Raw genomic sequence first — 25,023 nt, forward strand, 5'->3', positions numbered from 1 at the left:
GCTGGCCGAGCTGGTCGGCGGAGGCGTGCAGCGCGCGGCGGCGTTCCTCCTCGGCGACGGCGGCCCGGTCCGCGCCGCGCCGCTGCGCGGAGAGCTGCCGGGCCAGCGCCGCGTACTCCTCGAATGCGGTCACCGGTCAGCGCTCCCGTCCGCCTCGGATCCGTCGTGGACGAACGGCACGATCAGGCGGAGGCGGTGGTCGTGCCGGTCCACCAGCAGCGCCCGGCCGGCCCGCGGGGCGTAGCTGAGGTCGTGCACGCCGAGGTGCAGGCCGAGGTCGGCGCCGGGCACGTTCAGCGCGACCAGGCAGGCGACGTCGTCCCGGTGCTGCGTGCCGCCGAGGTCCTCGGCGAGCCGGCGCAGCCCCCGCCACCAGCCGAGCAGGTGCACCCCGTGGCCCGGCCCCTGGCGCAGCAGGGCCCGCAGGTCGTCGTACCCGGAGCGGAAGGTGGCCGGGTCGGTGGCACCCAGCGCGGCGGAGGCGGCGTCCATGCCGAACACCACGAGGTAGGTCCGGCCGGCGGTGTCGGCGGCGATTCCGGGCCGGTCCGGTGCGGCGAGCGCGGCGATGCGGTCCGGCAGGGCCGCCGCGTCGAGGCACTCGACGGGGTGGCCGGCTGCGGCCAGCGTCATGGCCAGGTCGTCGGCCAGCTCGGCCGTCCCGGCGGCGAGCGGGGCGAGCAGGAAGCGGGCGCCGCCGGGGGCGTGCTGGCGGGCCAGGCTGAGGGTGGCCGTCCGGAGCACGTCCGCCCCGGCGGCGGCGGTGCCGACCACCGCCAGGTGCCGGCCGGGGGTGGCGTCCAGGCTGAAGCCGACGGCGCTGCCCGCCACGTCGACCGCGCGGCCGACCAGGGCGAGCGGCGCGTCGGCGCCCGGCCGCAGCCCGGCCCAGGTGGGATCGTCGGCCAGCCGCGGCGCCTCGTACCCCCGGAAGACGGCGGGTGGCCGCGCGCCCGCCGGCCGGGCCTGGAACAGCTCGTGGCGGAGGGTGGCCAGGTCCGCGGCGGCGGCGTGCGCGTCGGGGAACCGGACCACGGTGTTCGCGCCCGCCGCCCCGCCGGCGGTGTTGACCACGGCGGAGCCGACCTCCAGCGTCTTCGCCGCGTCGTTCAACGGGTCGAGCACGCCGCCCCCGCCGGGCAGCGCCACCCGCAGCGGGAACTGGCCGAAGATCGCCTCGGCCCGGCCGAAGATCGCCTCGATACCGGTCGTGCTCTGGCTGGCCAGCACCAGGTGCAGCCCGTACGAGCGGCCCTTGCGGGCCAGCTCCTCCAGCAGGTCGACGGCCTGCCGGGCGAGAGCGTCGTTGCCGGCGAAGAGCACCTGGAACTCGTCGACCACGGTGACGATCCGGGGCGGACGGGCGTCCGGGGGCAGGTCGGCGAGCTTGGTGACGCCGTGTCCCTTGAGGACGTCGGCCCGCCGGGTCAGCTCCGCGCGCAGCTCCCGCAGCACGGCCACGCCGTACTCGCGGTCGGTTTCGATGCCGACCGCGCGGGCGTGCGGCAGCCAGGACGGGTCGCGTTCGGTGGGGACGAACTCGGTGAAGCTCACCCCCTCCTTGAAGTCGAGCAGGAGGAGTTGGAGGTCCGGCGGGGCGTACCGGGCGGCCAGCCCGTAGAGCACGTCGAGCAGGAACACCGTCTTGCCCGCCCCGGTACGACCACCGACCAGCCAGTGCGGGGTGGCGTCGTCGAAGGCGACCGTCACCTGCTCCCGACCGGCCCGGCCGAGCACCGTACGCAGTCCGGCGCCGGCCGACTCCGCCCAGCGCCGCGCGGGCAGCAGGTCGGTGAAGCGCAGCGCCTCGGCGCGGCGGGTGGCCGCGGCGAGCCGCGCGCCGAGCGCGGCGACCGAGGCAGCCGGCGGGTCCCCGTCGAGCAGCACCGCGGCCGCCAACCCGGTGCCGTCGGCGCTGTACGGCTGCCCGGGCGGGTCGCCCACCAGCGCGTACCGCTCGTTGAGGCGGAGCTGGGTGGTCGCGCCCAGCGGCGGCGCGGCGTCGCCCGGCCCGGCTGGCGGGTGGCCGGCGAGCAGGACGCAGACCCCGGCGGCCGGGCCGGCGTGGGTCAGCGCGGCGAGCCGGGCCAGCTCCCGGGGCGGCGGCGCGGACGCGGCGACGAGCAGCAGCAACTCCCGGTCGGCCGGTCCGGCGTGCTGGGCGGCGCGCGCGTGCCGCTCCGCCTCGTCGAGGAGGGCGGCCACGTCGGCGGCGGTGGTGGCCGGCGGGGCGAGCACCCCGGCGTCGAGCAGCGGCCGCAGCGGCAGGAAGGCGGCGCCGAAGGCGACCGGGTCGATCCCGGCGACCCGGACCGTGCCGGCCGGGGCGGCGGCGAGCAGCCGCACGATCACCGCCCGCAGCAGTTCGCCGACCCGGGGGTCCCGGGCGTCACAGTACACCGCGAGATGGGCGCCGCCGCCCAGCGGCAGCAGCACCGGGAAGCCACCGTCCAGGGTTGTCGCCTCGCCGACGCGTACCGGCACCGGGGCGGCGGTGAGGTCGGCGGCGCCGGGCGGTGGGGCGGTGAGGGCGGCGCCGACCCGGGCCAGCCGGGCGACCAGTTCCGCGTTGTCGGGGGCGGGCGGTCCGGCGGCGGCGAGCGACCGGCGGGCGTTCTCCCACCGCCGTACGGCCTGCCGGTGAGCGGCGACCGCCTGCCCGTACGCCGTCGCGAGCCTGCCCACCCTCTGCCCCCCGACGCCGCCGCGGTCCACGATCGAGGGGAACCCTAACGGACGCGCGCCGACCGGGCACGGCGCGCGGCGCACCGAGGATTGGTCGACTGTTCACCTGGCCGCCGCCGGCCACCCCGGCCGTCGTTGGCCCGGCCCCACTTGCCTGCTCAAGGAACGACAATGGTGAAGACGGAACGACAATGGTGAACAGGAAGGCGACGACGTGACCTCCTCCCCCTTCTCCCGCCGCTCCCTGCTGCGCGGTGGCGCGGCCGGCGGCCTCGGCATCGTGGTGGCCGGCAACCTGGATGCCATCGCGGGACCCGCGGCGGTCCGGGCCGCCACCCGTCCGGCGGTCGGCTACGGCGACCTCGTCCCGGACCCAGCCGGCCTGCTGGCGCTGCCGCCCGGCTTCTCGTACACGATCGTGGCCCAGGCCGGCGCGACGCTGCTGGAGTCCGGGCAGCCGACCCCGAGCGACGCCGACGGCACCGGCTGCTTCCTGGGCCGTGAGGGCTCGGTGCTGGTCAACAACCACGAGATCGGCGGCAGCGAGCCCTACCCGGTGCCCGCGCTGGCCGGCCTTACCTACGACCCGGGCGCCCGCGGCGGCACCACCACCATCGAGGTGGACGCGCACGGCCGGCGGCTGCGCGAGTACGTCAGCGTGGCCGGGACGCACAACAACTGCGCCGGCGGCATCACCCCGTGGGGCACCTGGCTGACCTGCGAGGAGACCGAGCAGCGGGCCGGCGGGGTCTTCCTCAAGGACCACGGGTACGCCTTCGAGGTGGACCCGCACGACCGGGCCGCCAACCAGGACCCGGTGGCGCTGAAGTTCCTCGGCCGCTACGCGCACGAGGCAGTCGCGGTCGACCCGTACACCCACTCGATCTTCCTGACCGAGGACGCGGGCGGGCCGAACGGCCTCTACTTCCGGTGGACGCCGCCGGCGGGCTTCCGGGGCGGCAAGGGCACACTGCGCGCGCTGGCCCAGCGGCCCGACGGCGACACCGCCGGCCGGCTCCAGGCGATGAGCTGCCGGCACGGCAGCAACCACGTCGCCGACCTGTCCGAGGCCACCACCCCGGGCACGCGGTACAAGGTGGAGTGGGTGGACGTGCCGGACCGGGACGCGAAGACGGTCTCGGTGCGCAAGCAGTTCACCGACGAGCAGGTGACCCGCAGCCGCAAGCTGGAGGGCGCCTGGTGGGCCGATGGCGGGGCGTACTTCGTGGCCAGCTTCGCCCGGCACTCCGACGGCAGCACCAACGAGCACGACGGCCAGGTCTGGTTCTACGACCCGCAGACCGAGACGGTCACCCTGAAGACCATCTTCGGGGTCAACCAGCACCCGGACGCCGACGCCGGGAACTTCGACGGGCCGGACAACATCACCGTCTCCCCCTACGGCGGGGTGATCCTGGCCGAGGACGGCGAGGGGGTGTCCCACCTGGTCGGGGTGACCGCCCAGGGCAAGGCGTACCCGCTGGCCCGCAACGAGCTGAACGACAGCGAGTTCACCGGGCCGACGTTCAGCGCGGACGGGAAGATCCTCTTCGCCAACATCCAGTCCCCCGGCTACGTCTTCGCCATCACCGGCCCGTGGGGCCGGCCGAGCAACGCGGACGTCGCCGACGCCTGACCACGGCGCGCCACGGCCGGCGGTCCTCACGAGGGGCCGCCGGCCGTCCGGTCGGCCAGCCGGCCCGGCAGGTCGGGCGAGGTCAGCCGATCCCGGCGGTCAGCGCCGGCAGGTAGCCGTAGCGGTAGCCGTCGGCGTCCGGGTAGCTATCGAAACATTTCCATAATATGAATGGGCGGAGACGGGCCGCGGGGTCGGCGACGTTCACAACTGTCGATTAGGTTGGCCGGTGCGTACACCCCGATGGAGGGAGTCCACCTCGTGCGACGCGTTCTCACGGCGGCCATCGCCGCCCTGACCGTCACCACCGCCGGCACCGTGACGACCGGCGCCCCCGGCCAGGCCGCCCTACCGGGCTGGGGCCGGCCGGCGCCCGCCTCGGCCACCCCGACGCCCGGCAGCGCCGGGCTGGGCGACAGCTACTTCCCCGACTACGGCAACGGCGGCTACGACGTCGGCCACTACGACGTCCGGCTGCGCTACGAGCCGGCCACCGACCGGCTCACCGGCACCACCACCATCCTGGCGAAGGCCACCCAGGCCCTCTCCCGGTTCAACCTGGACTTCCTGCTCGGCGTGCGGTCGGTGCGGGTCAACGGCTGGCCGGCGACGTTCAAACGAGCGGGGGTCCACGAGCTGGTGGTGACCGCCCCCCGGCCGATCGCCAAGGACCAGCAGCTCACCATCGTGGTCACGTACGCCGGCGTGCCGTCGGAGACGCTGGTCAACGGCTACTCGGGCTGGACCCGGACCGCGGACGGCGCGCTCGCGGTCAACGAGCCGGAGTCGGCCTGGTGGTGGTTCCCCAGCAACGACCACCCGAAGGACAAGGCGACCTGGGACATCTCGGTGTCCGTGCCCACCGGCGTGGAGGTGGTCAGCAACGGGGTCCAGCCGCGCGACCCCGTCGCGGAGGCCGGCAACCGGACCCGGTGGAGTTGGCGCAGCACCAAGCCGGGCGCGACGTACCAGGCGTTCCTCGCCATCGGGCAGTACGACATCGTCACCGACACCGCGCCGAGCGGGCAGCCGGTGATCAACGCGTACAGCACCACCCTCGGCGACCGGGAGCCGGCCGCGCGGGCCAGCATCGAGCGCACCGCCGAGATCGTCGACTGGGAGAGCGGCCTATTCGGGCCGTACCCGTTCGAGGCGCAGGGCGGCGTCGCCGGCCCGATCGACGGGATCGGGTTCGCCCTGGAGACGCAGACCCGTCCGGTGTACGGGCCCGGCTTCTGGCGGCGCGGCGCGAACCCGTACGTGGTGGTGCACGAGAACGCCCACCAGTGGTTCGGCGACTCGGTCTCGGTGGCGGACTGGAGCGCCATCTGGCTGAACGAGGGCTTCGCCTCGTACGCCGAGTGGCTCTGGTCGGAGGAGCAGGGCGAGGGCACCGCGCAGGAGCTCTTCGACTTCACGTACGCGGGCTACCCGGCCGACTCCGAGTTCTGGCAGGTACTCCCCGGGAACCCGGGCGCCGACCGGGTCTTCGACGACGCGGTCTACGACCGGGGCGCGATGGCGCTGCACCAGCTCCGGCTGGCCGTCGGCGATCAGGCGTTCTTCCGGATCCTGCGCGCCTGGGCGGCCCGGCACCGGTACGGCAACGGCACGATCGCGCAGTTCCAGGCGCTCGCCGAGCGGATCTCCGGCCGGAACCTGGATGGCGTCTTCACCACCTGGCTGTTCACCGCCGGACGCCCCGAGCTGACCGGCGCCGCCCGGACCGCGGTCGCGCCGGTGCAGCCGAAGTCCTGGCCCAGGCTGCGCGAGGCGCACCAGCTCCTGCCGCACTGACCGCCGCCGGCCCCGATGGACTGAGCCGACGCTACGGAGCTGATGTCACCGATGAAACAATCTCGTGCACTACGTGGCGGAGTGGGACCTGCGGACACCGGACGTAGTGGCACAGCCGAGTCATCCACGACATCAGCTTCGTAGCGCCCGACCCGTACACCGGGTCGCGCGGGCGGCATCAGCCGGAACCAGGACGGTCGACCAACTCCGCCCGGACCCCGCGCCCACCCCCCGCGCGCAGCCGGCGCACTCGTGGGCCGCCCGGACCGCCCGGCTGGACCGCAGCCGCCCGACGCCCGGGCGGAGCCCCGCGACGCGCAGGCCGGACGGCAGGTTCCCCGCCGGCCAAGGCGTTCCGGCCAGGCGGGCGGGCGCGACGATCGGCGTCGCGGGCCGGACGACGCGGGCGGCCGTGGCGACGGCCCGGCGTAACGGGTGGCGCACGGCGGGCGCGGCCAGCATCAGGGTTACCCGACGAGGCAGCCGGTGGTCGCGCAGCCCGCCGACGGCGACGCCCGCGACGACGGTGGCGACCGCGGCCACCGCGCCGGCCAGCACCAGGGTCTGCCGGGGCCCGGCGTGCTCGGAGAGCCAGCCGAGCAGGGGTGCGCCGACCGCGGCGGAGACCGAGCCGGTGACCGCCAGGGCGGCCAGCACCCGACCGCGCATCGCGTAGTCGGTGTCGAGCTGGGCGCGGGCGCCGACCGTGGTGTCGATGATTACCGCCGCCGCGGCGACGGGGAGGATCACCGCGGCGAAGCTCATCGTGCCGGGGGCCAGCCCGGCGACGATCTGCAGCACGCTGGCCAGCAGCCCGGCGCCGACCAGCATCCCGTAGCCCAGCTCCCGGCGACGGGCCGCCACGAGCGCGCCGAGCACCGTGCCGACCGCGAAGACGGTGGAGAGGAGGCCGTAGCCTGACGCGCCGCCGTGCAACGGGCCGTCGCTCATCGCCGCCATGGTCACCTGGTAGTTGCGGCCCAGGCTGCCCAGCACGAACGACAGCGCCAGCGCGACCAGCACCACCGGCTGGCGGAGCAGGTAGCGGAACCCGGCCCGGACGCTGCGGTCCGCCGGCGCGTCGTCGGCCGCCGGCGCCTCGCCGGTGTGCCGCTCCCCCTCGCGTACGGCGAACAGGGCGACGACCACCGCGACGAAGCTGGCCGCGTTGATGCAGAAGAGCAGCGCCGGGCCGACGGCGGCGACCACGACGGCGCCGACGCTCATGCCGAGGATGCGCCCGGCGGAGTTGGTCAGCGAGCCGAGCGCGAGGGCGTTGCCGAGGTCCTTCCGGTCGACCAGGGTCGAGGACCATCGACCCGCCACCGGCCCCTCGATCGCCGAGACCGCGCCGGTGACCAGGGAGATCGCGTAGATCGCCGGGAGGCCGCCGGCGCCGGTGACGGCGACCACGGCCAGTCCGGCCGCGAGCGCGGCGTGCGTCGCCTGGGCGGCGATCAGCAGCGGCTTCGCCGCCAGCCGGTCGGCCAACGCCCCGCCCCAGACGCTGAGCAGCAGCGTGGGCAGGGCCTGGAGCAGGATGGCCAGGCCCATCGAGGTCGCCGAGCGGGTCTGCGCGAGCACGTACCAGTTGACGCCGAGCACCTGCATCCAGGTCCCGATCACCGACACGAACCCGGCACCCGCCCAGATTCGGTAGTTCCGGTGACGCAGCGCGGCGAACGTGGCTCCGAGGGCCACGACGACCTCCCTGTTGGCGACTACATGACAAAGCCGCACCATTTCGGGTGCGGCAGCCGCCAAGTCTTGCGGCAGTTAAACCGTTTTGCCATGTTTCGTGAGCGGACTCACCGGCTCGACGAGGGGTCAGCGGGCAGCGAGCGGCTGCCGGGCCGGGTCCACCGAGGCGGGCAGGGCGCCGGCCCCGCCCAGGAAGGAATGGATCGCCGCGGCGGCGGCCCGCCCCTCGGCGATCGCCCAGACGATCAGCGAGGCGCCCCGGTGCATGTCGCCGGCGACGAAGATCCCGCCGACATCGGTCTGCCAGTCCGGCCGGGCGTCGACCGCGCCCCGGGCGTTGCGAACCACCCCGAGCTGGTCGAGCAGCGGCTGCTCCTCGGTGCCGTCGAAGCCGATGGCCAGCAGCACCAGGTCGGCCGGCAGCTCCCGCTCGGAGCCGGGCAGCGCGGTGACGATCCGCCGGCCGTCCCGCTTCTCCACGCTCACCTCGGCGATCCGGACGCCCTTGACCTGACCGGTGCCGTCGTCGACGAACTCCTGCACCGCGACGGCGAAGACCCGCTCGCCGCCCTCCTCGTGCGCCGGGTAGTTGCGCAGCACCCACGGCCAGGTGGGCCACGGGTCCCGGGCGGCGTCCCGGCTGGTCGGCGGCTCCGGGTAGAGGTCGAGCTGGTGGACCCCGGCCGCGCCCTGCCGGTGGGCCACGCCGAGGCAGTCGGCGGCCGTGTCCCCACCGCCGATGATCACCACGTGCCTGCCGGCCGCGTCGATCGGCGTGCCGTCGGGCAGCACGGCCAGCGCCGGCCGGCCCTCGCCGGCCGCGGCCACCACCCGGTTGGCGGCGACCAGGTGTGACATCGCCTGATGCACGCCACGCAGCGGACGGCCCGGCGTCTCCGGGGTGTCCCGGCCCTGCAACGCGCCGCAGGCGAGCAGCACCGCGTCGTGCTCGGCGCGCAGCTGCTCGGCGGTGACGTCCACCCCGACGTTCACCCCGGTGCGGAACCGCACGCCCTCAGCGACCAGCTGCGCCAGCCGCTTGTCGATGTGCTGCTTCTCCAGCTTGAAGTCGGGGATGCCGTACCGGAGCAGGCCGCCAAGCGCGTCGTCGCGCTCGTACACGGTGACGGCGTGACCGGCGCGGGCGAGCTGCTGCGCGGCGGCCAGCCCGGCGGGTCCGGAGCCGACCACGGCGACGGACTTCCCGGTCTGGGCCGGCACCGGGCGGGGGAGCAGGCCGCCCCGGGCCACCGCCGCGTTGGCGATCTCCACCTCGACCTGCTTGATGGTGACCGGGTCCCCGCCGCCGATGCCGAGCACGCAGGCCGCCTCGCAGGGCGCCGGGCAGAGCCGGCCGGTGAACTCCGGGAAGTTGTTGGTGGCGTGCAGCGACTCCACCGCCGCGTCCCAGTTGCCGGTCCGGACCAGGTCGTTCCAGTCAGGGATGCGATTACCGAGAGGACAGCCGGCTGTGTCGCTCTGGCAGAACGGGATGCCACAGTCCATGCACCGGGTGGCCTGCTCGCGGACCAGCTCCTCACCGGCCGGCGGGTACACCTCCCGCCAGTCGGAGATCCGCACCGGCACCGGGCGGCGCGCCGGCAGCCGCCGGTTGTAGCGCAGGAAACCGTTCGGGTCAGGCACGAGCCACCTCCTGGGCGACCGCCCGCGGGGCGGGCGGCACCGGCATGGACGAAGCGGAAGGCGCCGACTGCGGTGTCGGGGCGGCGTGCGCCGCCAATGCGCTCATCACCGCGTCGTCGACGTCACGGCCGGCGGCTTCGGCGGCCCGCATGATCTCCAGCACCCGGCGGTAGTCCCGGGGCACCACGGCGGTGAACTCCTCCACCGCCTCCGGCCAGCGCTTCAACAGCTCCCCGGCGACCGCCGAGTCGGTCTCGGCGAAGTGCCGCTGAACCAGCTCGTGCAGCCGGTCCCGCTCCTCGGCGCGCAGCGGCGACAGGTCGACCAGTTCGGCGTTGACCCGCGCCCGGTCGAGCCGCCAGACGAACGCGGTGCCGCCGGACATGCCGGCGGCGAAGTTACGCCCGGTCTCGCCGAGCACCACCACCGTGCCGCCGGTCATGTACTCGCAGCCGTGGTCGCCGACGCCCTCGACGACGGCCACCGCGCCCGAGTTGCGCACCGCGAAGCGCTCGCCGACCCGGCCGCGCAGGAAGACCTCGCCCGCGGTGGCCCCGTACAGGATGGTGTTGCCGGCGACGATCTGGTCCTCCGCCCGCTCCCCCGGCCCGGCCTCGCCGTCGACGAACGGTGCCGCGGGGTCCGGACGGACGATGAGCCGGCCGCCGGAGAGGCCCTTCCCGACGTAATCGTTGGCGTCGCCGTGCAGCCGCAGGGTCACCCCGCTCGGCAGGAACGCGCCGAACGACTGGCCGGCGGTGCCGTGCAGCAGGAACTCGACGGTGTCGGCGGGCAGGCCCGCACCGCCGAAGCGGCGGGTCACCTCGCCGCCGAGCATCGCGCCGACGCTGCGGTGCTCGTTGCGGACGGCCACCTCGACCCGGACCGGCGTGCCGTCGCGCAGCGCCGGCTCGGCGAGCGCGATCAGCTCGTTGTCCAGGGCCAGCTCCAGGCCGTGGTCCTGGGCCCGGACGCCGCGCCGCGCCGCGCCCGCCGGCAGCTCCGGCAGATGCAGTACGGGCGCCAGGTCGAGCCCGTGCGCCTTCCAGTGGTCGATCGCCGGGACGACGTCGAGCAGCTCGGTCTGCCCGATCGCCTCCTCGAAGGAGCGGAAGCCCAGCTCGGCCAGGTAGCCGCGGACCTCCTCGGCGAGGAAGAGGAAGAAGTTCTCCACGAACTCCGGCCGGCCGGTGAACCGCTCGCGCAGCACCGGGTTCTGGGTGGCGATGCCGACCGGACAGGTGTCCAGGTGGCAGACCCGCATCATCACGCAGCCCTCGACGATCAGCGGGGCGGTCGCGAAGCCGAACTCCTCGGCGCCGAGCAGCGCCGCGATGAGCACGTCCCGGCCGGTCTTGAGCTGGCCGTCGACCTGCACGGTGACCCGGTCGCGGAGCTTGTTGAGCAGCAGCGTCTGCTGCGCCTCGGCCAGGCCCAGCTCCCACGGGGTGCCAGCGTGCTTGAGCGAGTTGAGCGGCGACGCGCCGGTGCCGCCGTCGTGGCCGGAGATCAGGATGACGTCAGCCTTGAGCTTGGCCACGCCCGCCGCGACGGTGCCCACGCCGACCTCGCTGACCAGCTTGACGTGCACCCGGGCGGCCGGGTTGACGCACTTCAGGTCGTGTACGAGCTGGGCGAGGTCCTCGATGGAGTAGATGTCGTGGTGCGGCGGCGGGGAGATCAGGCCGACGCCCGGGGTGGCGTGCCGGGTCCGCGCGATCCACGGCCAGACCTTGTTGCCGGGGAGCTGGCCGCCCTCGCCGGGCTTCGCGCCCTGGGCCATCTTGATCTGAAGGTCGTCGGCGTTGACCAGGTATTCGCTGGTCACCCCGAACCGGCCGCTGGCGATCTGCTTGACCGCGGAGCGGCGGGCCGGGTCGTGCAGCCGGTCGACGTCCTCGCCGCCCTCGCCGGTGTTGGACTTGCCGCCGAGGCGGTTCATGGCGATGGCCAGGGTTTCGTGCGCCTCGGCCGAGATCGACCCGTACGACATGGCGCCGGTGGCGAACCGCTTGACGATCTCGCTGGCCGGCTCCACCTCGTCGATCGGCACCGGCGGGCGCACCCCGGTACGCAGGGTGAACAACCCGCGCAGCGAGCCGGCCCGGGCGGCCAGCTCGTCGACCTTGGCGGTGTACTGCCGGAAGACGTCGTACTGGCGGGTGCGGGTGGCGTGCTGGAGCAGGAAGACCGTCTCCGGGTTGAACAGGTGCAGCTCCCCCTCGCGGCGCCACTGGTACTCGCCGCCGACCTCCAGGCGGTCGGAGGTCTCCGCGCCCGGGGCCGGCCAGGCGAGCGAATGCCGGGCGGCCACCTCGGCGTGGATCTCGTGCAGCCCGATGCCGCTGATCTTGCTGGGGGTGCCGCGGAAGTACCGCTCGACCAGGCGGGTGTCCAGGCCGACCGCCTCGAAGACCTGCGCCCCGCAGTACGACGAGACCGTCGAGATACCCATCTTCGACATGATCTTCAGGACGCCCTTGCCGAGCGCCTTGACGTAGTTGCGGACCGCTTTGGCCGGGTCCATGCCGACCAGCGCGCCGGTGGAGATCATGTCCTCCACCGACTCGAAGGCCAGGTACGGGTTGACCGCCGCCGCGCCGTACCCGATCAGCACCGCCGCGTGGTGCACCTCCCGGCAGTCGCCGGACTCCACGATCAGCGCCACCTGGGTGCGGGTCTGCTCGCGGACCAGGTGCTGGTGCACCGCCGCGGTGAGCAGCAGCGACGGGATCGGCGCCAGGTCGGCGTTGGAGTCCCGGTCGGAGAGGACCAGGATCCGCACCCCGTCCTCGATCGCCTCGGAGACGTGCCGGCAGATCTCGGTCAGCCGGGCCTTGATGCCGGCGCCGCCGTCGCGGACCCGGTACAGGCCGGAGACCCGGACCGCCTTGAAGCCGGGCAGGTCGCCGTCCTCGTCGATGGAGAGGATCTTGGCCAGCTCGTCGTTGTCGATCACCGGGTACGGCAGCACGATCTGCCGGCAGCTCGCCGGACCCGGGTCGAGCAGGTTGCCCTCCGGCCCGATGGTCGACGCCAGGCTGGTCACCAGCTCCTCCCGGATCGCGTCCAGCGGCGGGTTGGTGACCTGGGCGAAGAGCTGGTGGAAGTAGTCGTAGAGCAGCCGCGGCTGGGTCGACAGCGGGGAGATCGGGGTGTCCGTGCCCATCGAGCCGATCGGCTCCGCGCCGGCCCGCGCCATCGGCGCGAGCAGGATCTTCAGCTCCTCCTCCGTGTAGCCGAAGGTCTGCTGACGGCGGCGTACCGAGTCGTGGGTGTAGACGATGTGCTCGCGCGGCGGCAGATCGCCCAGGTCGATCAGGCCGGCGTGCAGCCAGTCGTCGTACGGCTGGGAGGCGGCCAGCTCCGCCTTGATCTCGTCGTCGGAGACGATCCGGTGGTTGACCGTGTCGACCAGGAACATCTTCCCGGGCTGGAGCCGCCCCTTGGCGACCACCCGGGCGGGGTCGAGGTCGAGTACGCCCGCCTCGCTGCCCAGCACCACGAGCCCGTCGGCGGTCCGCCACCAGCGGCCGGGGCGCAGCCCGTTGCGGTCCAGCACGGCGCCGACGATCTCGCCGTCGGTGAAGGCGACCGAGGCCGGCCCGTCCCACGGCTCCATCAGGCTGGCGTGGAACCGGTAGAAGGCGCGCTTGTCGGCGCGCATCTCCGGGTCGTTCTCCCAGGCCTCCGGGATCATCATCAGCACCGCGTGCGGCAGGCTCCGCCCGGCCAGGTGCAACAGCTCCAGGACCTCGTCGAAGTTCGCCGAGTCGGAGGCGCCCGGGGTGCAGACCGGGAAGACCCGCCGGATGTTCCCCGGGATCTGTCCGCCGGCTCCGCCGGCGGCAGCGGAACCGCCGCTGAGCATCGACTCTCGTGCCTGCATCCAGTTCCGGTTGCCACGGATCGTGTTGATCTCGCCGTTGTGCGCGATGAACCGGTACGGGTGGGCCAGCGGCCAGGACGGGAAGGTATTGGTGGAGAAGCGCGAGTGCACCAGCGCGATCGCGCTGACCACGCGCTCGTCGGTCAGCTCCGGGTAGTACGCCGGCAGCTGGTCCGGGGTGAGCATGCCCTTCCAGACCATGGTCCGCCCGGACAGCGACGGGAAGTACGCCGGCGCGCCCCGCTCGGCGGTCTCCCGCTCGGCCTGCTTGCGCACGCAGAACGCCACCCGGTCCAGGTCCAGCCCGCTCAGCGGGGAGCCGGCCGGGCCGGCCGGCGAGTCGGTCAGCCGGTGCGCGGCGAGGAAGAGCTGCCGGACCCGGGGCATCGCCGCGAGCGCGGTCTCGCCGAGGCCGCTCGGGTCGGTGGCCACGTCCCGCCAGCCGAGCACGTCGGCCCCCTCGACCAGGGCGTACTTCTCCACGACCCGGCGGGCCAGCGCCTCGCCGGCGTCGTCGTCGGGGAGGAAGACCAGGCCGGTCGCGTACTGGCCGGCGGGCGGCAGCGGAAAGTCGACCACCGCGCGCAGGAACGCGTCCGGCACCTGGATCATGATCCCGGCGCCGTCACCGGTGTTGTGCTCCGCGCCCCGGGCGCCCCGGTGGTCCAGCCTGCAGAGCGCGCCGAGACCGTTGGCGACGACCTCGTGCGACCGGCGTCCGTGCAGGTCGGCCACGAAGGCCACGCCGCACGCGTCGTGCTCCTGCGCCGGGTCGTAGAGGCCCGTCGCAGGCGGGGCCGACTGCGGGCTGAGAGGGTACGGAAAGGCCACCGGGCCTCCTGTCGTCACTCAGGTTGGATCATGGTCGGGACGACGTCGGCCCTCGTGGGTTTATTGAGTCTACGTTAGGGCGTGCGGCGCAAGGCCAGTTCGGATTGATCACACTTCCAGAATCTGGGACATGTAGTCTCGCGCGGTGGATAGCGTACGCGCTGAGGCGTTCGACCGGCTGGAGCGTTTCTACGACGCGGTGCCCCGCGACGGCGCCCGTGCGGAGGAGTACGGCGCCCTGGTGCTCTTCGTCCGCGACGGCGCCGGTTGGCCGTTCTACGCCCGGCCGCGGCGGGACGCCACGGCGCCGCCGTCCCTGGCCGACGTAACCGCCGTCCGGGCCCGCCAGCGGGAGCTGGGGCTGCCCGAGGCGTTCGAGTGGGTGCACGAGGTCACACCCGATCTGCTCACAGTCACCCGCTCGGCGGGGCTGAGCGTGCTGGAGGCGCCGCTGATGGTGCTCGACCCGGCCGGCCCGCCGGACCCGGCGACGCTCAGCGACGTACCGGTGCGGGTCCTCGACCCGGCCTCCCCCGGCTTCGCCGGCGACGTGGCGATCCGGCGGGCCGTCGCGGCGGTCGGCTTCTCCCACGGCGGCACCGCGCGGGGCGGGGCCGGACCGGCGGAACGGAACGCGGTGATAGCCCACCTCGACGTGGCCGCGCTGGACGAGGAGGGCGCCCGGATCGCCGACGGCCGGCGGATCTCGGTGCTCGCCGAGACTCCCGAGGAGGGGGCGCTGGCCAGCGGGATGGCGATGCGGGTCGAGGACGTCGCGGAGATCGCCGGGGTGGCCACCCTGCCGGTCGCCCGCCGCCGCGGCCTCGGCGCGGCGGTCACCGCCACCCTGGCCCGCGAGCTGCGCGCCGCCGGCACCGACCTGATCTTCCTCTCGGCCGGCAGCGAGGAAATCGCGCGGGTCTACCTGAAGGTCGGCTTCCGCCGCGTCGGCACCGCCTGCATCGCCGAACCGGCCGCCCTCATCGTCTGACGGGTCGGCTCAGGCTGGCGGGTGCCACTGGGCGGCGGCGGAGGCGGCGGTGTTGCGCAGCCGGGGGCTGATCGTGCCGAGGGCGGCGTCGCGGGCGCGCAGCGCCAGCCGGCCGCGGGTCTGGAGCACCGCCGACATCCGGCGGGTCTGCCGGATCATCGTGGCCGCGCGGGGCCGGCGCAACCGGTCGTACGACGCCACGGCGTCGGGCAGCCGGGACTCGCGTAGCAGGGAGGCGAGCGTGGCGGCGTCCTCGAAGGCGAGGCAGGCGCCCTGCCCGAGGTGCGGCGGCATGGCGTGGGCGGCGTCGCCGAGCAGCACCACGCCGCCCGGGCCGGCCGGGAAGCCGTACGCCCGGGGCAGCGGACGCAGCTCGCGGATCTCCTGCTGGACCAGGTCGGCCGGGTCGGTGGCGTCGAGCAGCTCGGCGATCGGCGCGGGCCAGCCGGCGTACCAGCGCTTGAGCAGGGCGAGCTGGGTCTCCGGCGGCTCCGGGCGCGGCGCGCCGGCGGCGGTGGCCACCCAGTAGATCCCGCCCCGGCTGGACCCGCCGGCCGCGCCCCGGTCACCGAGCGAAGCGGCCACGAAGCGGTAACCGGCACCCAGCGTCTCCCCACCCACCGGCTGGTCGGCGGGGAGCCTCGGCGCCCGGTACCAGGGGATCACCGCCCGCCAGGCGGCACAGCCGGAGCTGACCACCCTCGACTCCGGGGCGAGCTGACGGCGAATCTCACTGTCGGTGCCGTCGGCGGCGACCACCAGGTCCGCCTCGACGGTGTACCGGCCGTCGCCGACCGCCGGACGCTCGCCGGGGACCGCGCGGACCGTCCGGACGGCCACCCCGGTCCGCAGCTCGACCCGGTCACCGAGGCCGGCGATCAGCGCGTCGTGCAGGTCCTCCCGGTGCACCACCACCGGCATCCGCTCGGCCGGCGTCGGCCGGGGCTGCACCAGCCAGTGCCCGTCCGGGCGGCGGACGCCGCCGTCCGTCAGCGGTGTGGCGATCGCGTCCAGCCCGGCGCCGAGCCCCAGGGCGCGCAGCGCGCGCACCCCGTTGGGCCAGAGCACGACGGCGGTCGGTTCCGGACGGACCCGGTCGGCCCGTTCGAGCAGGGTGACCCGCCACCCGGACCGGGCCAGCGCGCCGGCCACCGCCAGCCCGCCGAGTCCGGCGCCGACCACCACCGCGGTACGCATCGCCGACCCGCTCAGCTGTCCCGGTCGGCGGGGTGGGCGCCGGCCGCGCCGGCCCGGTCGTCCTTGGGCCGGTCTGCGCCGGTCGTCGCCTCCCCCGGGGCCGGTTCGGCCCGGTCGGCGGCCTCGGCGGCGGCGCTGTCCGCGACGGCCGTGCCGTCGGCGGCCCCGTCCCCGGGCGTGGTCTCCGTCGGCTCGTCCGGCACCACGCCGGTCTCCTGGTACGCCCGGAACTGCTCCTCGCTCACCACCCGGTAGCCCTCCGGCGCGACCGCCCGCGGCCCGGCCTCCCGGGCGGAGAGGTCGACCTGCGACACGTCGCCGCCCGCCGGCGGGACCGGCGTCGCCGGCGTGCCGACCGGGATGAGGTACTCCCGCGGACCGCGGACCCGGACGAAGTAGATCAGCGCGCCGAGGAAGACCAGCGCCGCCGTCCAGACGTTGAGCCGCAGGCCGAGGATGTGAGTCGCCTCGTCGGTCCGCATCAGCTCGATCCAGAACCGGCCCGCGGTGTAGCCCATCACATAGAGCGCGAACGCCCGGCCCTTACCCAGCCGCAGCTTCCGGTCGAGGACGAGGACCAGCGCGGCGACGCCGATGTTCCAGAGCGCCTCGTAGAGGAAGGTCGGGTGGTAGAGCCCCGGCTGGAGAATCGGGTTGCCGGCGTCGTCCCGCAGCGCGTGCCCGGGGTTGTCCGGGTCCATCAAGTGCACCTCGAGCCCCCACGGCAGCGACGTGCGACCGCCGTACAGCTCGTTGTTGAACCAGTTGCCGAACCGGCCCACGGCCTGGGCCAACGGCAGGCCCGGCGCCAACGCGTCGGCGACCACGGCGAACGGGATGCCGAGCTGTCGGGCGGCGATCCAGGCGCCGACCGCGCCACCGGCGACCGCGCCCCAGATGCCGAGACCGCCCTCCCAGATCGCGAACGCCTTGAGCGGGTGCCCGTCGGCGCCGAAGTACTTCTCCGGCGAGGTGATCACGTGGTAGATCCGGGCGCCGATGATGCCCGTCGGCACCGCCCAGACGGCGATGTCGAGCACCGCGCCGGGAGCGACGCCGCGCTGGCGCAGCCGGCGTTCGGTGACCAGGCAGGCCACCACGATGCCGACGATGATGCAGAGCGCGTACGCCCGGATCGGTACCGGGCCGAGCTGCCAGACGGCGGTGCTGGGGCTGGGCAGGGCCGCCAGTGGGGTCATCGGGGCGTGGGTCACGAGTGCACACGCTACCGCTGCGGACCGGCTCCGCGGCACCCCGGTCCGGTCGGCCTCGCCGGCCGGCTGACTACTGGTTTGCACGGCCGTAGGCTCTTTGTCCATGAGCGCGCTCACCTGGGCGGTCGCGGCGGTCGTCAGCGACGACGCCGGTCGGGTGCTGCTCTGCCGGCAGGGCCGGGGCGAGCGACGCTGGGCGCTGCCCGGCGGGCGGCTGCGCCGGGACGAGAGCCCGGCCGCGGCGGTACTCCGCAACATCCGCGCGGAGACGGGCCGGGAGATCCGGGTCGTCGACCTGGTGGGCCTCTACCGGCTCAGCGACCGGGGCCCCGCTCCGCCCGCCGCGGGGCGGTGCGGCCCGCTGCCGGACGTGCTGGTGCACGTCTTCCGTGCCCAGGTGACCGGCGGAACGCCGACGGCAGCCCCGGCGGGTGGCTGCCACCTGGGCTGGCACGTCCCGGCCGACCTGCCGGACGCCGTCACCCCGATCACCCGGGCCGCCGTCACCGACGCGCTGGCCGGCCGGTCCGGGGTGCTGCGGGACGCCGGACCGGAGCCGGCGCGGCCGGCGGCCGTCCCGTCCACCGGGGAAGCCGGCGGAGGGCCCGGCGGCCGCGGCCCGAGCGACGACCTGGTCGCGCCCGGGCAACGGGCCGAGCCGGACGACATCCCCATCCCCCGACGCTGAGCCGCCGCCGTCGCGGACATGGACGCCGGCGCCGGCGACTATGCCCAGCGCCCCTACCAAGCTGATGTCGTAAACGATTCACGGGTCGGCACCCCCGCCGTCGCGGTCAAGATCCGCACGCCTTCCGGCAGGGAGTGACCTCGGCGTGCGGGAAAGCCGCCCTCTCCCGCAAGCTGCGGCGTCGTCACGGGCTGCGCCGTGCGGCAGCGCGGTGCGGAGGGGCGCTGTGGGCCGCGCGGACGCGGGCCCGGACACCGCGGACGCGGGACCGGACCGCACGGACGCGGGCCGGACCGCGCGACACCACCGGAAGAGTGCCCGCGCCTAGCGGCGCCGGCCGGCCTGAGTCACCTGCGACATCAGCTTCATGGCGTCCGTCAGCGGGCACCGCCGTCGGGGCGCGGCGGGGCGCAGCAGGGCCCCGCCGGACCGTCCGGGTTCAGCGGACCGGGGTGCGGACGCCCTCGGCCAGCTCGGCGCTGAGCGTACGCAGCGCGGCCAGGCCGGCGGCCTGGTCCGCCGCGTCGAGCAGGCAGCGGACCAGCGCGCTGCCGACGATGACGCCGTCGGCGTACCCGGCGACCGTGCCGGCCTGCGCGCCGGTGCCCACGCCCAGCCCCACGCCGACCGGCAGGTCGGTGACCTCACGCAGCCGGGAGACCAGGATCGGCGCGGCGCCGGAGGTCTTTGCGCGGGCGCCGGTGACGCCCATGATCGCGGTGGCGTAGACGAAGCCCAGGCAATGCTCCACGGTCATCTTCAGCCGAGCGTCGGTGGAGGACGGGGAGACCAGGAACGTGCGGTCCAGGCCGTGCGCGTCGGAGGCCGCCAGCCACTCGTCGGCCTCGTCCGGGATCAGGTCCGGGGTGATCAGGCCGGTGCCCCCGGCCGCGGCGAGGTCGCGGGCGAAGGCGTCCACGCCGTACTGCTCGATCGGGTTCCAGTAGGTCATGGTGACCACCGGGGCGCCGGTGGCCGCGACCGCCTCGACGATGCGCAGCGTGTCCGCGGTGCGGACGCCGCCGGCCAGGGCGATGTCGCTGGCCTTCTGGATCACCGGGCCGTCCATCACCGGGTCGGAGTACGGGATCTCCACCTCGATGACGTCCACGCCCGCCTCGACCATCGCGGTCATCGCGGCGATGCTGCCCTCGACGGTCGGAAACCCGGCCGGCATGCAGCCGACCAGCACGGCCCGCCCGTCGGCGCGGGCCTTGTCGAAGGCGACCCCGATGCGGCTCACGCTGTCACTCCTTGTCGAGGATGCCGAAGTACTCGCTGGCGGTGTGCACGTCCTTGTCGCCCCGGCCGGAGAGGTTGACCACGATGACCGGCTCCCGGCCCAGCTCGGCGGCGAGCGTCGGGGCGATCTTCAGCGCGCCGGCGAGCGCGTGCGCGCTCTCGATCGCCGGGATGATCCCCTCCGTCCGGCAGAGCAGCTCGAACGCGGCCATCGCCTCGGTGTCGGTCACCGGCGCGTAGCTGGCCCGGCCGCTGTCGTGCAGCCAGGCGTGCTCCGGACCGACGCCCGGGTAGTCCAGCCCGGCCGAGATCGAGTGCGACTCGATGGTCTGGCCGTCTTCGTTCTGGAGCACGTACGTCCGGGTGCCGTGCAGCACACCGGAGCTGCCGCCGGTGATGCTGGCCGCGTGCCGGCCGGTCTCCACGCCCTCGCCGCCGGCCTCGAAGCCGTACAGCCGGACGTCGGTGTCGGGCACGAACGCGTGGAAGATGCCGAGCGCGTTGGAACCGCCGCCGACGCAGGCCGCGACCGCGTCCGGCAGCGCGCCGGTCAGGTCCAGGCACTGCTGGCGGGCCTCCTCGCCGATGCCCCGCACGAAGTCCCGGACCATCTCCGGGAACGGGTGCGGGCCGGCGGCGGTGCCGATCAGGTAGTGGGTGTCGTCGACGTTGGCGACCCAGTCCCGCATCGCCTCGTTCATCGCGTCCTTGAGGGTCCGCGAGCCGGTGGTGACCGGGACGACGGTGGCGCCGAGCATCCGCATCCGGGCCACGTTGAGCGCCTGCCGCTGGGTGTCGACCTCGCCCATGTAGACCACGCACTCGAGGTCGAACAGGGCGGCGACGGTGGCGGTGGCCACGCCGTGCTGGCCGGCGCCGGTCTCCGCGATCACCCGCTTCTTGCCCATCCGCCTGGTGAGCAGCGCCTGGCCGAGCACGTTGCGCACCTTGTGCGCGCCGGTGTGGTTGAGGTCCTCGCGCTTGAGCAGGATCCGCGCACCCGCCTTGGCGGAGAACCGCTCGGCGGTGTAGAGCAGCGACGGGGTGCCGGCGTAGTCGCGCAGCAGGGCGTCGAACTCGGCAAGGAAGCTCTCGTCGGTCATCGCCTTGCGGTACGCCGCGTCCAGCTCGTCGAGGGCAGCGACCAGCGCCTCCGGGACGAACCGGCCGCCGAACCGACCGAAGTGACCGGCGGCATCGGGGAGCTGGCCGGCCGGGGCGGACGCGTTGGCGCTCATCGGTGTCCTCTCGCTGCTGACTCTCCCCGGTGCGGGTCAGCGCACCGGGCGGGGCGTGGCCGGGTGGTTGCCGGCGTTGACCAGCTCGGCGACCGCCTCGCGGGGGCTCTTCTGGGTGACCAGGCCCTCGCCGACCAGGACCGCGTCGGCGCCCGCCGAGGCGTACCGGATGAGGTCGTGCGGGCCACGCACGCCGGACTCAGCGATCTTGACGACGCGACTGGGCAGGCCGGGCGCGATCCGCTCGAACACCGAGCGGTCGACCTCCAGGGTACGCAGGTCACGGGCGTTGACGCCGATCACCTGCGCGCCGGCCTCCAGGGCCCGGTCGGCCTCCTCCTCGGTGTGCACCTCGACCAGCGCGGTCATCCCGAGCGACTCGATCCGCTCCAGCAGCCCGACGAGCGCGTTCTGCTCCAACGCCGCGACGAGCAGCAGCACCAGGTCGGCGCCGTGGGCCCGCGCCTCGTGCACCTGGTAGCTCGAGACCACGAAGTCCTTGCGGAGCACCGGGACCTTCACCGCGGCCCGCACCGCGGCCAGGTCGTCGAGCGACCCGCCGAACCAGCGGCCCTCGGTCAGCACGCTGATCGCCCGGGCGCCACCGGCCGCGTAGTCGCCGGCCAGGTCGGCCGGGTCGGCGATCTCCGCCAGCCGCCCCTTGGACGGCGACGAGCGCTTCACCTCGGCGATCACGGCCACCCCGGGCCGGCGCAGGGCCGCGTACGCGTCCAGGGGCGGCGGCGCGGCGGCGGCCAGCTCCCGGATCCGCTCCAGCGGAACCTGCTCCTGCCGTCGTGCCACGTCCTCGCGGACGCCGGCCAGGATCTCGTCGAGCACGCTTACGGACGCCGCCGAACCGGCCTCGTCCCCCTCCGCGTGCGCATGCTCAGCAGTCACCAGCGGACTCCCCTCTCCGGGTGTCATGGGCCGATGCTAGGGGGCGCCACCTGGCCACAGGTGCCGGGGGTATGGCGCTCCTCACGAGATGGGCTGTGGCATGATGCCGGACTTCCGGTGAGCGATGTGTCACGCAGCGCCACCGCGCCCATCGACCGGCGTCACCTCCGCCCGTCGACCCGCGTCGACCGCTCCATGGATCGCCGCCCATGCTCCATCTCACCACGGCCGGCGCGGGGATGCAGGACGACGATCCCGGTCGATGCTGTGACCAAGCTCAAGGCCGAACGGCTCTACCCAGGTCGTATCCCCGGCGGCACAGTTGACCTGCCCTTCACGGCCGCGAAACGTCAGACGGGCAGCATCTTCCTCGGGCAGACTCGATGAGGCGTCCGCCAACCGTCGCCAACGATCTCGTGTGGGGTGACCATGAGCACCAACGGGCCGAACCAGACCATCGGACTGACCACCATCTCCCGGACTGTCGCCTCGCTCGCCGTCGGCGTGGTGGACACCCTCGAACGGGCAATGGTGGGTGACGGCCGGATGCGGACCGCGCGCGGCAACGCCTGGGAGGCGGTCTGCGCCGACCGGGCCCGCGCCGAGCAGCGTCGGGAGCTGGACCGCCTGGTCGCCGAGCTGGCCGCCGCCCGGGACCGCGTCGAGGTGCGCCAGCCGCAGTCGGTCAGCTGACCGTCGGGTCCTCACCCCGGTCGAGCGCGTCCCAGGCGTCCCGGGTGCTCCGCCCGACCGCCGGCCCGTCCGTCGGCGACTGTTCCGCCGCGCGGACCGGCCGCTCGTAGCGCGCCCCCATCGCCGGCCAGTCGCCACCCCGCAGCGCGGTGACCAGGCCGCCGGCCGCGGCGATCAGCCCGCCGACCAGACAGAGCGCCGGCCACTGCCGGCTGACCTCGCCGTCGAAGGCGGCGGTCAGGCCGTACCCCCCGCCGGCCGCCACGGCCAGGCCGAGCAGGGTCAGCAGGCCGCCCAGCAGACGCCGGACCCGACCCCGGGTGGCCAGTACCGCGCCACCACCGGCCAGCGCGACCAGCGCCAGCGCGGAGACCCACGGCAGCAGGTCCGTGCCGCTGCGGGCCTGCCGGGACGGCGGCAGCGACCCGCGGGCGGTCAGCTCGACCGACCAGGTCCGGGTCGCCGCCCAGCACGCCAGGCCCGCCCCGGCCAGGCAGAGCAGCACCGCGTACGTCAGCTCCCGCCGCCGGTGCGCGACCGGCGCGCCGTCCTCAGCGCCGGTGGCCGAGATTTCGGCGGCCGACGGGTCGGGTGCGGCGCTCACCGGGCCGGCCGGAGGGTCTCGGCGGCGGCGATCGCGGCGAGCACCGCGGCGGCCTTGTTCCGGGTCTCCTGGTCCTCCGCGGCCGGATCGGAATCGGCCACCACGCCCGCCCCGGCCTGCACGTACGCCCGCCCGTCGCGGATCAGCGCGGTGCGGATGGCGATTGCCATGTCCAGGTCGCCGCCGAAGCCGAAGTAGCCGACCGTGCCGCCGTAGAGGCCCCGCCGGACCGGTTCCAGCTCCTCGATGATCTCCATGGCCCGCACCTTCGGCGCGCCGGAGAGGGTCCCGGCCGGGAAGGTCGCGGCGAGCGCGTCGAAGGCCGTCCGGTCCTCCCGCAGCTCCCCCACCACCGTCGAGACGATGTGCATGACGTGGCTGTACCGCTCGATGGTGGCGAACTCGGGCACCTCCACGGTGCCCGGCCGGCAGACCCGGCCCAGGTCGTTGCGGCCGAGGTCGACCAGCATCACGTGCTCGGAGCGTTCCTTCGGGTCGGCGAGCAGTTCGGCGGCGAGCCGGGCGTCGGCCTCCGGGCTGCCGCCGCGGGGGCGGGTGCCGGCGATCGGGTGCAGCAGTGCGCGCCGCCGGCCGTCCCCACCGGTGCTGACCTTCAGGTGCGCCTCGGGAGAGGAGCCGACGATGTCGAAGCCGTCGAAACGCAGCAGGTACATGTACGGGCTGGGGTTGGTGGTGCGCAGCACCCGGTACACGTCGAGCGGGTCGGCGTGCGTCTGGCGCTCGAAGCGCTGGGCGAGCACGATCTGGAAGCACTCGCCGGCCCGGATCGCCTCCTTCGCCGCCTCCACCGCCTTCGGGTACCCGCCGTCGGGGGTACGGCTGACCACCTCGCCGGCGGGCGGCCGGTCGACGGTCGAGATCATCGGCGGAATCGGTCGGGACAGCGCGGTGGTCATCGCGTCGAGCCGCCCCACCGCGTGGTGATACGCCGCCGCGACCAGGGGCTCCCGGTCCGGCGCGTCCGGCGGCGGCAGGATCGCGTTGGCGACCAGGATCGCCGAGCCGTCGTAGTGGTCGAGCACCACCAGGTCGGTGGCGAGCATCATGCCCAGCTCGGGCACGCCGAGGTCGTCCTCGGTCAGCTCGGGCAGCCGTTCGAAGCGGCGGACCAGGTCGTACCCGAGGAAGCCCACCATCCCGCCGGTCAGCGGCGGCATGCCGCTGGCCGGGTCCCAGGCCGGCCCGGCGAGGGCCGCGACGGTCTCCCGCAGCACCCGGACGGGGTCGCCGTCGACGGGCAGGCCGGCCGGCGGCTCGCCGGTCCAGACCGCGGCGCCGTCCCGTGCGGTGAGCGTGGCGCTGCTGCGGACGCCGATGAAGGAATACCGGGACCAGGCCATCCCGGCCGAGCCGACGCCCTGCTCGGCCGATTCCAGCAGGAAGGTGCCGGGGCCGCCGGCGAGCTTGCGGTACACCCCGACCGGGGTCTCCGCGTCGGCGAGCAGCCGCCGGGTGACCGGGACGACCCGCCAGCGGGCCGCCAGGTCGGTGAAGGTCGCCTGGTCCGGGCTGACCGCGCCGTCGGTCATGAGGTCGCCTCCGGGGCGGTCACCGGAAGTTCGGTGAAGAAGCAGGTCCGGTGCCCGGTGTGGCAGGCCGCGCCGACCTGGTAGACGCCCACCAGCAGGGCGTCGCCGTCGCAGTCCAGGGCGACCGAGCGGACGTGCTGGTGGTGGCCGGAGGTGGCGCCCTTGACCCAGTACTCCTGCCGGCTGCGCGACCAGTAGGTGGCCCGACCGGTGGTGAGGGTGCGGTGCAGCGCCTCGTCGTCCATCCAGGCGACCATCAGCACCTCGCCCGAGTCGTGCTGGCGCACCACGGCGGCCACCAGGCCGTCGGGGGTGCGGCGCAACCGGGCGGCGATGGCCGGGTCGAGCCGGGACGGGCGGACCGGGCCGGGGGCCGCGGGTTCGCCGGAGGTGGCGGGGGCGCCGGTGAGCGGCGCGTCAGAGGCGGGCACAGTGAACCATTGTCCCGCACGCGGCGACGGGACCGGCGGCGCGTCCCGACCGCCGGGCACAGCGCACGCGACGGCCCGGGTCAGCTGGGCCA

At 74.7% G+C, this 25,023-nt stretch carries 17 protein-coding genes; 5 read left to right on the plus strand and 12 right to left on the minus strand.

Annotated features, from left to right (window positions below; translation table 11 throughout):
• Nucleotides 1-129 precede the first annotated feature (129 nt).
• Nucleotides 130-2,685 (minus strand): FtsK/SpoIIIE domain-containing protein, encoded by a 2,556-nt coding sequence (locus SLP03_RS01430; RefSeq protein ID WP_319458639.1) that lies wholly within the window; start codon nucleotides 2,683-2,685, stop codon nucleotides 130-132.
• Between the two features lie 214 nt (nucleotides 2,686-2,899).
• Between SLP03_RS01430 and SLP03_RS01435 the strand changes: the two genes are divergently transcribed.
• Both SLP03_RS01435 and SLP03_RS01440 read left to right on the plus strand, forming a co-directional pair.
• Nucleotides 2,900-4,321: an alkaline phosphatase PhoX gene (locus SLP03_RS01435; RefSeq protein WP_319458640.1), complete on the plus strand. Its 1,422-nt coding sequence runs from the start codon at nucleotides 2,900-2,902 to the stop codon at nucleotides 4,319-4,321.
• Between the two features lie 261 nt (nucleotides 4,322-4,582).
• A complete protein-coding gene (locus tag SLP03_RS01440; protein ID WP_319458641.1) occupies nucleotides 4,583-6,118 on the plus strand; it encodes a M1 family metallopeptidase in 1,536 nt (511 codons plus the stop codon).
• Between the two features lie 132 nt (nucleotides 6,119-6,250).
• On the opposite strand, the gene SLP03_RS01445 is transcribed toward SLP03_RS01440, so the two are convergent.
• The 3 genes from SLP03_RS01445 to gltB form a co-directional block, all read right to left on the minus strand.
• Nucleotides 6,251-7,819: an MFS transporter gene (locus SLP03_RS01445; protein ID WP_319458642.1), complete on the minus strand. Its 1,569-nt coding sequence runs from the start codon at nucleotides 7,817-7,819 to the stop codon at nucleotides 6,251-6,253.
• Nucleotides 7,820-7,945: 126 nt separating this feature from the next.
• Nucleotides 7,946-9,463 (minus strand): glutamate synthase subunit beta, encoded by a 1,518-nt coding sequence (locus tag SLP03_RS01450; RefSeq protein ID WP_319458643.1) that lies wholly within the window; start codon nucleotides 9,461-9,463, stop codon nucleotides 7,946-7,948.
• Complete coding sequence (gene gltB, locus SLP03_RS01455; protein WP_319458644.1) at nucleotides 9,456-14,183, minus strand: glutamate synthase large subunit; 4,728 nt, start codon at nucleotides 14,181-14,183, stop codon at nucleotides 9,456-9,458. The genes SLP03_RS01450 and gltB overlap by 8 nt, the downstream gene beginning before the upstream one ends.
• 145 nt (nucleotides 14,184-14,328) lie before the next feature.
• On the opposite strand from gltB, the gene SLP03_RS01460 reads away from it, so the two are divergent.
• Nucleotides 14,329-15,174, plus strand: coding sequence for a GNAT family N-acetyltransferase (locus SLP03_RS01460; protein WP_319458645.1), 846 nt, complete (start codon nucleotides 14,329-14,331; stop codon nucleotides 15,172-15,174).
• Nucleotides 15,175-15,183: 9 nt separating this feature from the next.
• On the opposite strand, the gene SLP03_RS01465 is transcribed toward SLP03_RS01460, so the two are convergent.
• Nucleotides 15,184-16,371 carry an NAD(P)/FAD-dependent oxidoreductase gene (locus tag SLP03_RS01465; protein WP_319458646.1) on the minus strand — a complete coding sequence of 396 codons (1,188 nt, stop codon included), beginning with the start codon at nucleotides 16,369-16,371 and terminating at the stop codon, nucleotides 15,184-15,186.
• Between the two features lie 11 nt (nucleotides 16,372-16,382).
• Entirely contained in the window at nucleotides 16,383-17,570 is a 1,188-nt protein-coding gene (gene lgt, locus SLP03_RS01470; protein WP_319458795.1) for a prolipoprotein diacylglyceryl transferase, read from the minus strand.
• 118 nt (nucleotides 17,571-17,688) lie between these two features.
• On the opposite strand from lgt, the gene SLP03_RS01475 reads away from it, so the two are divergent.
• Nucleotides 17,689-18,273 (plus strand): NUDIX hydrolase, encoded by a 585-nt coding sequence (locus SLP03_RS01475; RefSeq protein WP_319458647.1) that lies wholly within the window; start codon nucleotides 17,689-17,691, stop codon nucleotides 18,271-18,273.
• A gap of 439 nt (nucleotides 18,274-18,712) precedes the next feature.
• Here the strand turns inward: SLP03_RS01475 and trpA are convergent, their stop codons facing one another.
• From trpA to trpC, 3 genes are read right to left on the minus strand one after another with little or no spacing between them, the layout of a single operon-like run.
• Nucleotides 18,713-19,516, minus strand: coding sequence for a tryptophan synthase subunit alpha (gene trpA / locus SLP03_RS01480; RefSeq protein ID WP_319458648.1), 804 nt, complete (start codon nucleotides 19,514-19,516; stop codon nucleotides 18,713-18,715).
• 4 nt (nucleotides 19,517-19,520) lie between these two features.
• A complete protein-coding gene (trpB, locus tag SLP03_RS01485) occupies nucleotides 19,521-20,753 on the minus strand; it encodes a tryptophan synthase subunit beta (protein WP_319458649.1) in 1,233 nt (410 codons plus the stop codon).
• Between the two features lie 36 nt (nucleotides 20,754-20,789).
• Entirely contained in the window at nucleotides 20,790-21,593 is an 804-nt protein-coding gene (trpC, locus tag SLP03_RS01490; protein ID WP_319458796.1) for an indole-3-glycerol phosphate synthase TrpC, read from the minus strand.
• Between the two features lie 489 nt (nucleotides 21,594-22,082).
• Between trpC and SLP03_RS01495 the strand changes: the two genes are divergently transcribed.
• On the plus strand, nucleotides 22,083-22,346 hold the full coding sequence (locus SLP03_RS01495) for a hypothetical protein (RefSeq protein ID WP_319458650.1): 264 nt from the start codon (nucleotides 22,083-22,085) through the stop codon (nucleotides 22,344-22,346).
• Here SLP03_RS01495 and SLP03_RS01500 read toward each other — a convergent pair.
• The 3 genes from SLP03_RS01500 to hisI are packed head-to-tail and all read right to left on the minus strand — an operon-like array spanning nucleotide 22,339 to nucleotide 24,931.
• Nucleotides 22,339-22,917 (minus strand): Trp biosynthesis-associated membrane protein, encoded by a 579-nt coding sequence (locus SLP03_RS01500; RefSeq protein WP_319458797.1) that lies wholly within the window; start codon nucleotides 22,915-22,917, stop codon nucleotides 22,339-22,341. The genes SLP03_RS01495 and SLP03_RS01500 overlap by 8 nt on opposite strands.
• Nucleotides 22,918-22,946: 29 nt before the next feature.
• On the minus strand, nucleotides 22,947-24,500 hold the full coding sequence (locus tag SLP03_RS01505; RefSeq protein ID WP_319458651.1) for an anthranilate synthase component I: 1,554 nt from the start codon (nucleotides 24,498-24,500) through the stop codon (nucleotides 22,947-22,949).
• Nucleotides 24,497-24,931, minus strand: coding sequence for a phosphoribosyl-AMP cyclohydrolase (gene hisI / locus SLP03_RS01510; RefSeq protein ID WP_319458652.1), 435 nt, complete (start codon nucleotides 24,929-24,931; stop codon nucleotides 24,497-24,499). Before hisI ends, SLP03_RS01505 begins: the two co-directional genes overlap by 4 nt.
• Nucleotides 24,932-25,023 lie beyond the last annotated feature (92 nt).

It is taken from the genome of Micromonospora sp. RTP1Z1 (genome assembly GCF_033804685.1).
Taxonomy (GTDB): domain Bacteria; phylum Actinomycetota; class Actinomycetes; order Mycobacteriales; family Micromonosporaceae; genus Micromonospora.

Bases quoted from the DNA above. Each gene is read 5' to 3' on its own strand.
- trpB (WP_319458649.1), bottom strand. From the start codon at position 20,753: ATGAGCGCCAACGCGTCCGCCCCGGCCGGCCAGCTCCCCGATGCCGCC.
- SLP03_RS01465 (WP_319458646.1), bottom strand. From the start codon at position 16,371: ATGCGTACCGCGGTGGTGGTCGGCGCCGGACTCGGCGGGCTGGCGGTG.
- SLP03_RS01505 (WP_319458651.1), bottom strand. From the start codon at position 24,500: ATGACCGACGGCGCGGTCAGCCCGGACCAGGCGACCTTCACCGACCTG.
- SLP03_RS01475 (WP_319458647.1), top strand. From the start codon at position 17,689: ATGAGCGCGCTCACCTGGGCGGTCGCGGCGGTCGTCAGCGACGACGCC.
- SLP03_RS01495 (WP_319458650.1), top strand. From the start codon at position 22,083: ATGAGCACCAACGGGCCGAACCAGACCATCGGACTGACCACCATCTCC.
- lgt (WP_319458795.1), bottom strand. From the start codon at position 17,570: ATGACCCCACTGGCGGCCCTGCCCAGCCCCAGCACCGCCGTCTGGCAG.